Genomic DNA, 13673 nt, shown 5'->3' on the forward strand with positions numbered 1-13673 from the left:
TATTATGCATAAAATAACAATTGAAAGGAGGAACCCAAAATGAATAACCGGATAATAGCTTTTTTCAGCCAACTTCATAATGGGCAGCTCCTCCTTTGTTCGGAATCTTTATAGGGATTACTTTATCTGGACGGAGTCTGCCGCATATCGCTTGCTGCTTACTTCTGGGAACGTGTACGTCTGCGGGCGTGCGCGTTTTTTTTATGCGCAATTTCAAAGGAATGTTGATACGAGTCGGAGTTCCCTTTCGGCTTTTAATCATAACTAGAAAACAAGGAGGAAAGGCTATGCTGAAAGTTCAGACGAAACAATGGGGAGAAGATTGGAATGATGATGGCTAGCTGAACAACGGAGACAAATTTGCGAGAGAAGGTTGGGGAAAGTATGTTTGATGTATTGAAAAAGTTGGATTGGTTTTTCCTGAAATATTGGAAGCGATATACAATCGCGATTATCGCACTAATTATTGCAAGCTTGATCGGGCTGATCCCTCCGAAACTGATTGGCCTGACAATTGATGAGATTAATTATAACTCTCTGACAACAGAGAGACTATGGCAGGTTATGGGCCTGTTCCTTATTCTGATTGTCTTGCACTACGTCATTTCCTACGTATGGGATTACACGCTGTTCAGTGGATCCGCCATCCTGGAAAGGCTGATGCGTTCCAAGCTGATGGGACATTTCTTCCGTATGACACCTACGTTCTTTGATAAGAAAAAAGTAGGTGATCTGATGGCCCAAGGTACGAATGATTTAAGGGCTATCTATATGACAAGCGGCTTCGGTGTACTGACTTTGGTCGACTCGAGTATTTTCATGCTGATGATCATCGGAATCATGGGGTTTTCAATCAGTTGGGAGCTGACACTAGTAGCGCTCATCCCGATGCCTATCATGGCAATCGTGATGCATAAATACGGTGAAGCAATCAATGAGCGCTTCACAGAGGCGCAAGAAGCTTTCGGTAACTTAAATAATGAAGTATTGGAATCGATACGCGGCATACGTGTCACACGGGCGTTCGTTCAAGAAAAACAAGATGAGCAGCGATTCCAGGATATGACGGAGGATGTCTATCAAAAAAATATCAAAGTAGCCAAGATCGATGCTTTGTTTGAGCCGACAATGAAGATCCTTGTTGGGCTTTCCTATACAATCGGTATCGGCTATGGCGCCTTGCTCGTCTTCCGGAATGAAATCACACTGGGGAATTTAGTGTCGTTCAATATGTATCTTGGCATGCTGATTTGGCCGATGTTCGCAGTAGGGGAACTGATCAATGTCCTGCAGCGCGGTAATGCTTCACTTGATCGTGTCAACACGACACTCGATTATCCAGCTGATGTAACAGACCCATCTGAACCTGCTGACAAGGAAAAGCCAGGAGATATTGTTTTCGATTCTGTCAGCTTCCGCTATCCAGGGAATGATACAGAACGTCTTCAAAATATCACCCTGGAAATCAAACAGGGAACAACACTAGGTGTTGTCGGAAAGACTGGGGCCGGTAAATCTACGCTGTTCAAGCAGCTGCTTCGACAGTATCCCCCGGGAGAAGGGAAATTGCTTCTTGGAGGTACGCCGATTGAACAGTTTACATTGGAAAAGACTCGCAGCTGGATCGGCTATGTACCGCAGGAACAGATTCTATTCTCAAAATCGATCAGAGAGAACATCCGTTATGGTAAACATGATGCGTCCGATGAAGAGATATTCCGTGTAATGGAACTCGCTCATTTTCTGACGGATATTCAAAGCCTGCCAGAAGGACTGGATACGAAAGTCGGAGAAAGCGGTGTAACGCTTTCAGGAGGCCAAAAGCAGCGTGTAGCTCTGGCGCGTGCATTTATCAAGAATCCGGAAATATTGATTCTCGATGATTCGATGAGTGCGGTCGACGGTAAGACCGAGGCTAATATTATCAAACACTTGAAAAAAGAGAGACAGGATAAAACAACAATCATCTCAGCTCACCGCCTATCGGCAGTGAAGCATGCAGAACTGATCATTGTGCTGGATGCGGGCAAGATTATGGAACAAGGCACGCATGAAGAACTTTTGGCTGCAAACGGCTGGTATGCAAGCCAGTATTACTTGCAGCAGCTAGAGGATAAGGAGGTTATCTCCTCATGAAGAAAAATACAACAGAACGAAGACTATTCAGATATGCTCTAAGCAACAAAAAGACGATCAATATCGGTCTTGTCTGCTTGCTGATTGCAGTGGTATTGGAGCTGGCAGGACCTTTAATCGCCGCTCGGATCATTGACCATCATATCCTCGGTATCGAAGCTACTTGGTATGAGATCGAAGATGAAAACGATAAAACAGTGAATTATGAGGGAAAGACATATGTAAGGTCAGATGAAATACAAACGAAAGAGGATGCAGTCGGTGAAGCAACGATACTGCAGATTGGCAGGCACTTTTATTTTACAGATGCGGTGCTGCCTTTGGATGGCAGCAGATCATTTGAGAATGGGATGATTACGGTTGATAGTCCTGGAGGGGCAGAAGAAGCAGAGGGCACGAGACTTTCAGCTGGTCAATTGTATGAATTTTTCAGTCCGCAGTTCCAGCCAATCATCATACTTTTGATTGTCTATGCAGCGCTTCTTTTCATCGCAGCAATATTCCAGTTTTGGAAGACATTCCTGCTCCAGCAGGCTTCCAATAAAATTGTCCGCACGATGCGGAATGATATCTTTGCCCATACGCAGCGTGTCCCAATCAATTATTATGTGGATCGTCCAGCTGGTACGATAGTAGCTCGGATTACAAATGATACAGAGGCAATTCGTGATTTATATGAACGGGTACTAGCAACCTTTGTCACGAGTTTCGTGTACATGGCCGGTATTTTCGTTGCGATGTTCTTCCTGAATGCCCGGCTGGCTGCTATTTGCTTGCTCGTCATTCCGATTTTCTGGGCATGGATGAAGGTGTATAAATACTTTGGCACCAAATACAATAAAGTCGTCCGAAAAACAGTGAGTGAGATTAATGGCAGTATCAATGAATCGATCCAAGGTATGCCAATCATTCAGGCATTCAATCGGGAAAAAGAGACGAAAGACGAATTCGAAGTGCTGAATACGCGGAACTTCACGTATCAGCGTAAACTCATGAAGCTTAGTGCCTTGACCTCACACAACTTGGTGACGGTGCTTCGTAATTTGGCTTTTGTTGCATTCATCTGGTATTTCGGCGGAGCTGCCGTAACAGGCGGCTCGATTGTAACTGTCGGTGTTCTTTATGCCTTTGTCGATTATCTGAACCGATTATTCAATCCGGTCACAGATGCTGTGAACCAGCTGCCGCTTCTTGAGCAGGCACGTGTTGCGGCCTCCCGGGTATTCCAGCTGCTTGATCAGCAGGGGGAAGATGTGGACTCGGAAGCTAAACGTGAGAAGAATCGCGGAGAGATTGCTTTTGAACATGTCAGCTTTGCTTATAATGATAAAGATTATGTTTTGAAGGATCTTAGCTTTGAGGTCAAAAGCGGTCAGACGGCAGCCTTTGTTGGGCATACTGGTTCTGGGAAAAGTTCTATCATGAATTTGCTATTCCGGTTTTATGATCATCAAAAGGGTAAAATAACGATCGATGGTGTCGATACAAAAGAAATGTCACGCCAACAGGTTCGAAGCAGTATGGGAATCGTACTGCAGGATCCATTTCTATTCACTGGTACGATTCTGACGAATGTAACAATGAACAACCCAGATATTTCTCGGGAAATGGCAATCCAGGCCCTGCAAGCAGTAGGAGCGGATCAATTCATCTCCAAGCTGCCGAAGCAATATGATGAACCAGTTAAGGAAGGCGGCTCTACTCTTTCTATGGGAGAACGCCAGCTTGTCTCATTTGCGAGGGCATTGGCTTTCAATCCATCCATTCTTATCCTTGATGAAGCAACAGCCAATATTGATACGGAAACAGAAGCCATTATCCAACGGGCTTTGGATGTTCTGAAACAGGGAAGGACAACATTGGTTATTGCACATCGGCTTTCGACGATCATGCATGCTGACCAGATCTTTGTCCTTGATCACGGGAAGATACTGGAACAAGGCAATCATATGTCCCTATTGGAGAAACAGGGTCAATATTATCAGATGTATTTGATGCAGCAAAGCGGCATCGAACAGTCTGCGGGTTAATAAAAAAACCGTCCTGATTATACAGGACGGCTTTTTTTATGGGGGTTATTGTTGCAGAGATTTAATTTTTTTGTAATTATTTTGAGAAGCAGGTCCCACTCAAGGTGTTGTATGATAGGCATATTGGTTATGTATTGGAGTAAGTCATATGTCATATATAAAAATTACGATTGAACTTATACGAAATTCACAAATGAAATTATATGGTTACACCCGAAAATTACAATTATGTTACGAAAAATATAGAAGGCTGGAGGTGATAGGTCTTGTATCTACGCCAGTCTAATGATCCTAACCGCGGAAAATTAGAAGAACAGATCAAACAAGTGCAGGCCGGGAATACCGAGATGCAGAATGAGCTGATTGAGAACTATCAGCCTTTCATAGCCAAATCTGTTTCCGAGGTTTGCCGCAGATTTATCGATCCTTCCAAGGATGAAGAGTTCAGTATTGGCCTTTCGGCTTTCAATGAAGCGATGCTGGCTTATGCAGATGACAAAGGAAGCTCCTTCCTTTCGTTTGCCAAGCTTGTGATCAAGCGAAAGACGATTGACTATATCAGACGTGAACGAATCCGTCTTCCTGCTGCTTCACTGGATGAGCTGTATGAAGATGACAGTGAAAATCCGCGGGAGGCGGAAGCTGCCCAAACGGCTTATAATCAGGAAACGGAAGCGTGGTATCGCCGTGCTGAAATTGAGGAGTACGATAAGAAACTGAAGGAATACAAGCTATCCTTCCAGGAGCTGATCCGTGTTGCACCAAAGCACCGTGATGCAAGGGAATCGGCAATCGAAGCAGCCAAAATCCTTCATGAGGATGATGAGCTGCGGGATTATGTGATACGAAAAAAGAAAATCCCGATTAAGCAGCTTGTCGAAAAGGTAACAGTAAGTAAGAAGACGCTGGAAAGGAACAGGAAGTATATTCTCGCTATTTTCATTATACTGAGTGAGGATTATATCTACCTGAAGGACTACATGAAGGGGGTGAGTTAGTGAAGAGAGGAGTCGTCGTGAAGCAAAGCCGCCGCAGCACAATTGTACTGACCAGTGAAGGCACATTCCTGGAAATCAGTGCACAAGGGCAGGCTGAAATCGGGCAAGAAGTCGAATTCAGTGCACATGAACTGGTCCGGAGAACAACAATCAGGCATTGGACACCTTCCATGAAGAATTTCATGCGGGTTGCCGTATTGGTCCTTGTATTTGTTATGGCTTTATTCCCGGTTTATTCCTGGTACAACGGCAACAAAGCATACGCTTATGTAAGTTTGGATTTTAATCCGAGCATTGAATTGAAAGTGAATAATCGTATGGATGTTGTCTCTGTGGCAGCTTTGAATACTGATGCGAAAACAGTTCTCGCTAATCTGGATGATTGGCAAGGTGAGAATGTTAAGACGGTTGCGGCAAGTATATTGCGGATATCGAGTGACTTAGGTCTTTTAGCTGACTCGGAAAGTATTATTATTGGTGTGAATTATATTGATACCAAGCAAGAGGACAAACAGCTGACGAATATTTTGGAGGGTTCAATCAACGGTTTTAACGATACATTACATATTGCTTCGTACCAAGTACCCGATAAGGTACGCGAAACAGCGCAGGACGAGCAAAAGTCCATGAATGAGATCATGGCGGAGTCCATTCTGGATGGAGGCTCATCCAAGTCTGTACCTGCTCTTACACAATCGGATTCAGCTATTATTAAAGATTTTTATAAAGATGATGTGGAAGAAGATGGAGCAGAAGCGGAAGAGACATCCCTTCAGACAAATGAGGACAATGACATAGAGCCTGCGCTTGCTGGAACACAATCCTCTGAAAAGAGAGAGAAGGCGGATCAGCAAGGGGAAAATTTAGTAAATAAAGAGGCGGAACAGGCAGAAGCCAAACCGCTAAAAGCACCAGCTGAACAGAAAAAGAATGAAGAAGCGGTGCGATCAAGAGAAACAATGAAGGAAGAAAAAGAAAAAGCAAAAGAAGAAGCGAAACAAAATAAGGATGAAAAAAAGCGTGCAAAAGAAGCTGAAAAGCAGCTGAAGGAAGCTCAGAAGGAATCACGAGCAAAAGAAAAGCAAGTGGAAAAAGAAGAGTCGAAGAGACAAAAAGAAAATAAAAAATATAATCATGGAAATAAACCCGGAGAATCTAAACAATCCTCTGCGAGAGAGCAAGGAAATGAACGAGAAAATGAAAAAAGAGATGCACGTGATGATGAAAGAGATGGAGATCGTGACGACGACTAAACTTTTTTAGGACGGAGTAGGTAATCAGTGTCCGGAAGTATCGATTTTAGACAGGCTTTTAGCTCATAATAGGACTACATGTATATGAAGAAGGGTAAAAAGTAGTGAACTTTGCTGAATAGAGAGGATACCTACTATGTCTGAACTTGATTTGTCACAGTTTGAGAAGAAGGTTGTTTTACGTAATATTACGGAAGCAGATATTGATCAAATCCTGGACATGCAGAAACTGTGCTTTCCGGGCATGGAGCCATGGAAAAAAAGCCACTTGAAAAGCCATATTGATATATTCCCAGAAGGTCAATTTTGCGTGGAAGTTGACGGTAAAATCATTGGAAGCTGTTCCAGCTTGATCGTCAACTTTGATGAATACGACGATCGACATACGTGGGATGACATCACGGATGAAGGATATATCACAAACCATAATCCAGATGGTTTCAATTTGTATGGCATTGAAGTTATGGTGCATCCGGATTATCGCGGCATGAAGATAGGGAAGCGTCTTTATGAAGCTAGGAGGGAACTGGCCGCAGAGATGAATTTGAAGAGCATCATCATCGGCGGGAGAATTCCGAATTACCATAAGTACAAGGATGAAATGACACCGCGGGAGTATGTGGAGGAAGTGGAATCACAGAATATCTATGATCCTGTACTTACTTTCCAAATGATGAACGGATTCCGCGTCATGCGGATCAACCGTGATTATTTGCCCGATGACAAGCAATCCGCTACGTTCGCTACCCTTATGGAGTGGAATAATATTGAATATCATGCAAAGTCAAAACGCCACTTCAAGACTTCTTATCCGGTACGAATCACGGTTATACAATATATGATGAAGCAAATCGAATCATTTGAGGAATTTGCAAGGCAAGTGGAATATTATGTGGATGTCGCCTATGATTTCGGCTCCGACTTTGCGGTATTTCCCGAAATCTTCACCACACAGCTTATGAGCTTCCTTGAAGAAAAAGTACCTTCAAAAGCAGTACGGAAACTATCTGAATTCACGGAGCAGTATATCGAGCTATTCACTAGTCTGGCTGTCCGCTACAATGTCAACATTGTCGGAGGCTCGCACTTTGTGGAAGAGGACGATCATATATATAATATTGCCTATCTGTTCCGACGGGATGGGACAATTGAGAAGCAATATAAAATACATGTTACACCGAATGAGAGAAAATGGTGGGGCATCCAGCCTGGGGACACGGTGAAAGTGTTTGATACGGATTGCGGCCGAATTGCCATCCAGATTTGTTATGATATCGAATTCCCTGAGCTGGCACGCTATGCGGTTGATCAAGGCGCGAATATCATCTTTGTTCCATTCTGTACGGATGATCGCCAAGGCTACTTGCGAGTTCGTTATTGTGCACAGGCTCGTGCAGTCGAAAACCAAGTGTATACTGTCATTGCAGGAACGGTCGGTAACTTGACTCAAGTAGAGAATATGGATATCCAATATGCCCAGTCAGGTATTTTCACACCTTCTGATTTTGAATTTGCGCGTGATGGAATTGTTGGAGAGTGTCCGCCGAATATCGAGACAGTTGTTGTTGGCGATGTCGATTTGGAGATTTTGCAGCGACAGCGTAAGACAGGTACTGTTCGTCACTTACATGATCGCCGAAAAGACTTATTCGAATTAAAGTTCAAGAATCTGGAAAGCGAAACGCCGGAGGATCAGTAAATGAATAAGACTCGAGCTGCATGCTCGAGTCTTATTTTACATGTCCAAAGCATACAAAGTGGTATGACCTAGTGCATGATCGATATATTGAATCAGCTCTTCATGTGATTTCACGACGGCGTGCTGTTCGGAGGGATAATGAAAGGCGTGCAAAAAGATTTCAATCCGCTTGGAAAGCATATCATCCTTTGTGCGTACCATGAGGACAAGCAGATCATCCCACTGTCCCCAAATCGTAAATAGCAGTGCTTTTTCGTAATCCTGGACTTTCATTGCGCAATCCCCTTCCTGTCAGGGTATAGATAGTATCTCTCCAATCAGCAAGAACATTGCTGGCAGATATAAGCAGCAGGGTCTCCTCCTTTGTATAGGGTGAAAAAAACCGTACATACTAAGCGCAGTATGGCAAATCAAAGGAGGAAACACCAATGAAAAAGTGGAAATTAATCAGCATGGCTGCCCTTGCTGCGATTACGCTTACAGCTTGTCAGAATGACGATAATAACAATGACACTGGCATGGGCAATGTAGAACCGACGAGATTCAATAATACGGACAACAATTTGGTACACCGGAATACGGATAATACAGGAGATGGCGATGATCGTCAGAAAAATGGTGATGATCAGCAGCCGCGTTACCAAGTTGCAGATGATGTAGCAAGAAAAGTGGAAGAAGTTGAAGGTGTAGATAGAGCGTATGTATTTACAACGGATAACAATGCTTTTGTGGCTGTCGATATGAAGGACGATAACAATAACGGTAACAACGGTATTAATGGAAACGATGGTAATAACGGAAATAATGGAAACAACGGCAACACGGGTAACAATGGAATGGGCAACACAGCTACTGGTAATAACAACAATAATGACGTAACAGACGAGATGAAAAATGATGTGGAAAAAGCAGTGAAATCCGTTGACGAAGATATCGATAATGTATATGTATCCGCAGATCCAGATTTTCTAGGAATGGCAGAGGATTACAACAATAAAATCGATGAAGGTCAGCCAGTACAAGGCTTCTTCCTTGAATTCGGCAATATGCTGAACCGCGTCTTCCCAAATAACGAAAGATAAAAAAGAGGCTCCCATGCGGGAGCCCCTTTTTTAATTTGGCTGTTTGGAAAGCGATGAAGCAACTGCTAAAGCTTTCTTTATCGCGCCTTTTCCAACATCATAGTGTGTGACAAAACGAACACTGTAAGGACCGAATGCATTTGCGAGGACTTGCTGTTCCTTGAGCAGCTGTACATATGCATCTGCTGTCATGCCAGTACCTTGCACATCTGCAAGTACGATATTTGTTTCGACCCGATTCATTATTTCAATACCGTCAATCTCAGCCAGACCTTCTGCCAGCAGCTTCGCATTTTCGTGGTCATCTGCGAGGCGCTCTACATTCTCACGCAATGCAACCAGGCCTGGAGCTGCCAAGATTCCAACTTGGCGCATGCCGCCTCCAAGACGTTTTCTCCATTTCTTAGCTTTCTTTATAAACACTTCGGACCCCGCCAGGACAGAACCGACAGGTGCTCCCAAACCTTTGGAAAGACAAACTTGGACCGTATCGGTCAGCTGCGCATATTTTGCTACGCTAATGCCTGAAGCAACAGAAGCATTGAATAAGCGTGCTCCATCCAAATGTATCGGAATGTTATGTTCACGTGCTATCTGGGCAATTACCATCATATTTTCAATCGGGATGACAGCTCCGCCAGCTTTGTTATGCGTATTTTCAAGACAAATCAAGCCTGTTTCCGGAAAGTGGATATCGTCCTTACGGATAGCACCGGCTAATCCTTCTGGACATATGGCGCCACGTTCCCCTTTCAGTGTACGTGTCTGCACACCAGCAAAAATAGATGTAGCTGCACCCTCATAGAGGAAGATATGCGATTCCTCTTCCAGGATGATTTCATTACCAGGGTTGCAATGAGAAAGTACTGCGATTTGATTCCCCTGAGTACCGCTTGGCACGAATAGTGCGGCTTCCTTTCCAAGTAAATCGGCAACCGTTTCCTCTAGCTCATTTACAGCTGGATCTTCTCCATAGACATCATCTCCGACCTCTGCTTCATAAGCAGCTTTTCGCATCGCTTCTGATGGCTTGGTGACCGTATCACTACGCAGATCGATCATGACGACCACTCCTCTCTATCTTATTATATAGTATGAATTTGTAACTTTTCCACTATTTTTATAGTTGTGATCTTGTATTCCCGAAAAGGGGAATATATGACTGACATCATAACTTTTCATTGAATAAACTGGGGTACTATGGTATTCTTCTGTCATAAACATGATAATCCTTATTCGTTTACTTGGATATGCAAGATAATACACTTGAGGTGATGAAATGGGCCGCGAATTTATCGATATGTTCGATGAATGGGCAGAGACGTATGATGATACGGTTACTGGCCAGGATCCACAATATAAAGAAGTATTTGATAAATATAATGAAATATTGCAAACAGTCGCGGATGCTGCAGAAGGAAACACACTGGAGTTCGGGGTTGGAACAGGCAACCTTTCCGAAAAGCTGTTAGCTAAAGGATTGAATGTTACTGGTATTGAACCTTCTAAAGAGATGCGCGAACATGCATCAAGGAAATTCCCGCAGCTTCGAATAGTGGACGGTGATTTTCTCTCTTTTCCAGAGCCTCCTCATGAGGTTTCTGCCATCGTAAGTACATGGGCTTTCCACCACCTGACAGACGTTGAGAAGGAGCAGGCCATCTCTAAGTATGCAGAGCTGCTGCCTAAAGGCGGAAAAGTAATATTTGCTGATACGGTATTCTCAAGTGATGAGGGACGTGACCAGCTGATCCAGGAAGAGAAAGATAAAGGCTACGACAGACTTGTCCAGGATTTGACGACAGAATATTATACGACGATGGAAGTGCTTCGTACCATTTTTCAAACGCATGGTTTTCATGTTACATTTAAGCAAATGAACCGCTTCGTCTATTTGATCACAGCAGAAAAAGCGTAAGGGAGAGAGACAATCATGACAAAGAAAATGAATGTAGAAAGCTTCAACCTAGACCATACTAAAGTTGCTGCACCGTATGTACGATTAGTTGGTACGACAGAGGGAGCACACGATAAAGTATATAAATATGATATCCGCTTCAAGCAGCCAAACAAGGAATATATGGAAATGCCAGGCTTGCATTCCTTGGAGCATTTGATGGCCGAGAATATCCGCAATCACATCGATAACATCCTTGATATCGGTCCGATGGGCTGCCAAACAGGTTTCTATGTATCCATTCTGAACAATGACAGCTATGATGACATCCTAGTTGCATTGGAGAAAACGCTGCAAGATGTACTGGAAGCAGCTGAAGTGCCTGCTTGCAACGAAGTGCAGTGCGGCTGGGCAGCAAACCACAGCCTGGAAGGTGCACAGGAGATCGCGAAAGAAATGCTTTCCAAAAAAGATGAATGGCGTCAAGTTTTCGCTGAATAGAGGGAGAAAATGGCTGTTTATAATTCAGTACACGAACTGATTGGGAATACACCGATTGTGCAAATAACGAACTTTTCTCTTCCGGAGGGAGTTCGTTTATTTGCGAAACTGGAGTTTTATAACCCCGGAGGTAGTGTAAAGGATCGCCTCGGTGTCAACTTGATAGATGAGGCTTTCCGGACAGGAAAACTGAAGGAAAATGGAACGATCATTGAACCGACTGCAGGGAATACTGGGATTGGTATTGCACTGGCAGCCTTGAAACGGAATGTGACCGTCATCTTCTGTGTACCAGAGAAATTCAGTCAGGAAAAACAAGAGCTCATGCGGGCACTTGGAGCCAAGGTGATCAACACACCCACATCCGAAGGGATGACAGGTGCCATCCAAAAGGCAAAAGAACTGCTGGATGAAATTCCTGACAGCTACTGCCCGCAGCAATTTGCCAACCCTGCCAACCCAGAAACATACTATAAAACGCTCGGACCGGAAATATGGCGTGATCTCGAAGGTAAAGTTGATATTTTCGTTGCCGGCGGCGGTACAGGCGGTACATTCATGGGAACAGCTCGTTATTTGAAGGATCAGAACCCTGCTGTGAAGACAGTCATCGTGGAGCCGGAGGGTTCCATCCTAAACGGAGGAGCTCCGGGATCCCACCGTACAGAGGGCATAGGCATGGAGTTTTTACCAGATTATATGGATACAGCATATTTTGATGCCATTCATACGATCACAGATGACGATGCATTTTATTACGTAAAAGAATTGGCTTCCAAAGAAGGGCTGCTTGTTGGCAGTTCCTCTGGATCTGCCTTCACTGCAGCGCTGAAAGAAGCAGAGCAGGCAAAGCCGGGGACGACGATTGTGACCATTTTCCCGGATAGCAGTGAGCGCTATCTCAGCCAGCAGATTTACCAAGGAGGATTACGATGAGACGGAAAACAAAAATGATTCACGGTGGTATAACATCGGACGAAAAAACGGGAGCAGTCAGTGTTCCTATATACCAAGTAAGTACGTATAAACAGCCAGGACCTGGTGAACATACGGGCTATGAATATTCCCGTACAGGAAATCCTACGAGGCATGCATTGGAAGAGACGATTGCTGCATTGGAAAACGGGAAAAGAGGCTTTGCATTCAGCTCTGGCATGGCGGCTATTACTTCTGTGATGATGCTGTTTGAAGCAGGCAGCCATGTTGTCATGACGGACGATGTGTATGGCGGCAGCTACCGCCTTGCGACAAAAGTGCTGAGTCGCTACCAGTTAGGTCATACATTCGTTGATACAAGTTCACCAGAAGCAGTTGAAAAAGCTATCAAACCAGAAACAAAAGCAATTTATGTTGAAACACCGACCAATCCGTTATTGAAGATCACTGATATCAAGAAAATGGCGGAGATTGCGAAGAAGCATGATTTGCTGCTGATTGTCGATAATACATTCGCGACACCTTATTGGCAGAACCCGCTTGATCTGGGAGCGGATATCGTACTTCATAGTGCGACGAAGTATATTGGCGGCCATAGCGATGTCGTGTCAGGGCTTGTTGTTGTAAACAGCGATAAACTAGCTGATGAGCTCCACTTCATCCAGAACTCTGCTGGTGCTGTACTTGGGCCGCAGGACAGCTGGCTGCTTCTTCGCGGAATCAAGACACTTGGTATCCGCATGGAAGCTATCGAGAAGAATAGCGTCAAGCTTGTCGAATTCCTGAAGGCTCACCCAGGAGTCAGCACAATCTATTATCCAGGGCTGCCTGAGCATAAAGGCCATGATATTGCTGCAAGCCAAGCAGAAGGCTTTGGCGGTATGATTTCCTTTGATGTCGGCAGCGGTGAAAAAGCAGATCAAGTACTGCGCAAGACAAAATACTTCGTTTTAGCGGAAAGTCTTGGTGCAGTGGAAAGTCTTATTTCCCTTCCAGCCAAGATGACACATGCTTCCATTCCGAGTGAGCGCAGAGCTGAATTAGGAATTACGGATGGTTTAGTCCGAATCAGCGTTGGTATTGAAGATAGCGAAGATTTGATCGAAGACTTGAAGCAAGCAATGGAAGATTGATAAAAAGC

General features: G+C 44.2%; 12 protein-coding genes. 10 read left to right on the plus strand and 2 right to left on the minus strand.

Annotated features, from left to right (window positions below; all coding sequences use genetic code 11):
- Positions 1–384: 384 nt before the first annotated feature.
- From SFC25_RS14390 to SFC25_RS14410, 5 genes are all read left to right on the plus strand, one after another.
- Entirely contained in the window at positions 385–2136 is a 1752-nt protein-coding gene (locus SFC25_RS14390) for an ABC transporter ATP-binding protein (RefSeq protein WP_411215949.1), read from the plus strand.
- Positions 2133–4166 carry an ABC transporter ATP-binding protein gene (locus SFC25_RS14395; protein ID WP_411215950.1) on the plus strand — a complete coding sequence of 678 codons (2034 nt, stop codon included), beginning with the start codon at positions 2133–2135 and terminating at the stop codon, positions 4164–4166. Before SFC25_RS14390 ends, SFC25_RS14395 begins: the two co-directional genes overlap by 4 nt.
- 266 nt (positions 4167–4432) lie before the next feature.
- On the plus strand, positions 4433–5164 hold the full coding sequence (gene sigI / locus SFC25_RS14400) for an RNA polymerase sigma-I factor (protein ID WP_411215951.1): 732 nt from the start codon (positions 4433–4435) through the stop codon (positions 5162–5164).
- Positions 5164–6417, plus strand: coding sequence for an anti-sigma factor domain-containing protein (locus tag SFC25_RS14405; protein WP_411215952.1), 1254 nt, complete (start codon positions 5164–5166; stop codon positions 6415–6417). Before sigI ends, SFC25_RS14405 begins: the two co-directional genes overlap by 1 nt.
- 136 nt (positions 6418–6553) lie before the next feature.
- Positions 6554–8116: a GNAT family N-acetyltransferase gene (locus SFC25_RS14410; RefSeq protein ID WP_411215953.1), complete on the plus strand. Its 1563-nt coding sequence runs from the start codon at positions 6554–6556 to the stop codon at positions 8114–8116.
- A 36-nt stretch (positions 8117–8152) separates the two neighbouring features.
- Here the strand turns inward: SFC25_RS14410 and SFC25_RS14415 are convergent, their stop codons facing one another.
- A complete protein-coding gene (locus SFC25_RS14415; RefSeq protein WP_374077384.1) occupies positions 8153–8389 on the minus strand; it encodes a YhdB family protein in 237 nt (78 codons plus the stop codon).
- Between the two features lie 155 nt (positions 8390–8544).
- Here SFC25_RS14415 and SFC25_RS14420 point away from each other — a divergent pair, with 155 nt between their 5' ends.
- Positions 8545–9198 (plus strand): YhcN/YlaJ family sporulation lipoprotein, encoded by a 654-nt coding sequence (locus SFC25_RS14420; RefSeq protein WP_411215954.1) that lies wholly within the window; start codon positions 8545–8547, stop codon positions 9196–9198.
- Between the two features lie 30 nt (positions 9199–9228).
- On the opposite strand, the gene ltaE is transcribed toward SFC25_RS14420, so the two are convergent.
- Positions 9229–10260: a low-specificity L-threonine aldolase gene (gene ltaE, locus SFC25_RS14425; protein WP_411215955.1), complete on the minus strand. Its 1032-nt coding sequence runs from the start codon at positions 10258–10260 to the stop codon at positions 9229–9231.
- Between the two features lie 217 nt (positions 10261–10477).
- Between ltaE and SFC25_RS14430 the strand changes: the two genes are divergently transcribed.
- From SFC25_RS14430 to SFC25_RS14445, 4 genes are read left to right on the plus strand one after another with little or no spacing between them, the layout of a single operon-like run.
- Positions 10478–11116 carry a class I SAM-dependent DNA methyltransferase gene (locus SFC25_RS14430; RefSeq protein WP_411215956.1) on the plus strand — a complete coding sequence of 213 codons (639 nt, stop codon included), beginning with the start codon at positions 10478–10480 and terminating at the stop codon, positions 11114–11116.
- Between the two features lie 15 nt (positions 11117–11131).
- The gene (locus tag SFC25_RS14435; protein WP_411215957.1) at positions 11132–11596 is read left to right on the plus strand and encodes an S-ribosylhomocysteine lyase; all 465 of its coding nucleotides are present in this window, start codon (positions 11132–11134) and stop codon (positions 11594–11596) included.
- Positions 11597–11605: 9 nt separating this feature from the next.
- The gene (locus SFC25_RS14440) at positions 11606–12532 is read left to right on the plus strand and encodes a PLP-dependent cysteine synthase family protein (protein WP_411215958.1); all 927 of its coding nucleotides are present in this window, start codon (positions 11606–11608) and stop codon (positions 12530–12532) included.
- Positions 12529–13665 (plus strand): bifunctional cystathionine gamma-lyase/homocysteine desulfhydrase, encoded by a 1137-nt coding sequence (locus SFC25_RS14445; RefSeq protein ID WP_411215959.1) that lies wholly within the window; start codon positions 12529–12531, stop codon positions 13663–13665. Before SFC25_RS14440 ends, SFC25_RS14445 begins: the two co-directional genes overlap by 4 nt.
- Positions 13666–13673: the final 8 nt, after the last annotated feature.

The sequence above is a fragment of the Terribacillus saccharophilus genome (assembly GCF_046592595.1).
Taxonomy (GTDB): domain Bacteria; phylum Bacillota; class Bacilli; order Bacillales; family Amphibacillaceae; genus Terribacillus; species Terribacillus saccharophilus_C.

Bases quoted from the DNA above. Each gene is read 5' to 3' on its own strand.
- SFC25_RS14390 (WP_411215949.1), top strand. From the start codon at position 385: ATGTTTGATGTATTGAAAAAGTTGGATTGGTTTTTCCTGAAATATTGG.
- SFC25_RS14395 (WP_411215950.1), top strand. From the start codon at position 2,133: ATGAAGAAAAATACAACAGAACGAAGACTATTCAGATATGCTCTAAGC.
- SFC25_RS14410 (WP_411215953.1), top strand. From the start codon at position 6,554: ATGTCTGAACTTGATTTGTCACAGTTTGAGAAGAAGGTTGTTTTACGT.
- SFC25_RS14415 (WP_374077384.1), bottom strand. From the start codon at position 8,389: ATGAAAGTCCAGGATTACGAAAAAGCACTGCTATTTACGATTTGGGGA.
- SFC25_RS14420 (WP_411215954.1), top strand. From the start codon at position 8,545: ATGAAAAAGTGGAAATTAATCAGCATGGCTGCCCTTGCTGCGATTACG.
- ltaE (WP_411215955.1), bottom strand. From the start codon at position 10,260: ATGATCGATCTGCGTAGTGATACGGTCACCAAGCCATCAGAAGCGATG.
- SFC25_RS14430 (WP_411215956.1), top strand. From the start codon at position 10,478: ATGGGCCGCGAATTTATCGATATGTTCGATGAATGGGCAGAGACGTAT.
- SFC25_RS14435 (WP_411215957.1), top strand. From the start codon at position 11,132: ATGACAAAGAAAATGAATGTAGAAAGCTTCAACCTAGACCATACTAAA.
- SFC25_RS14440 (WP_411215958.1), top strand. From the start codon at position 11,606: ATGGCTGTTTATAATTCAGTACACGAACTGATTGGGAATACACCGATT.
- SFC25_RS14445 (WP_411215959.1), top strand. From the start codon at position 12,529: ATGAGACGGAAAACAAAAATGATTCACGGTGGTATAACATCGGACGAA.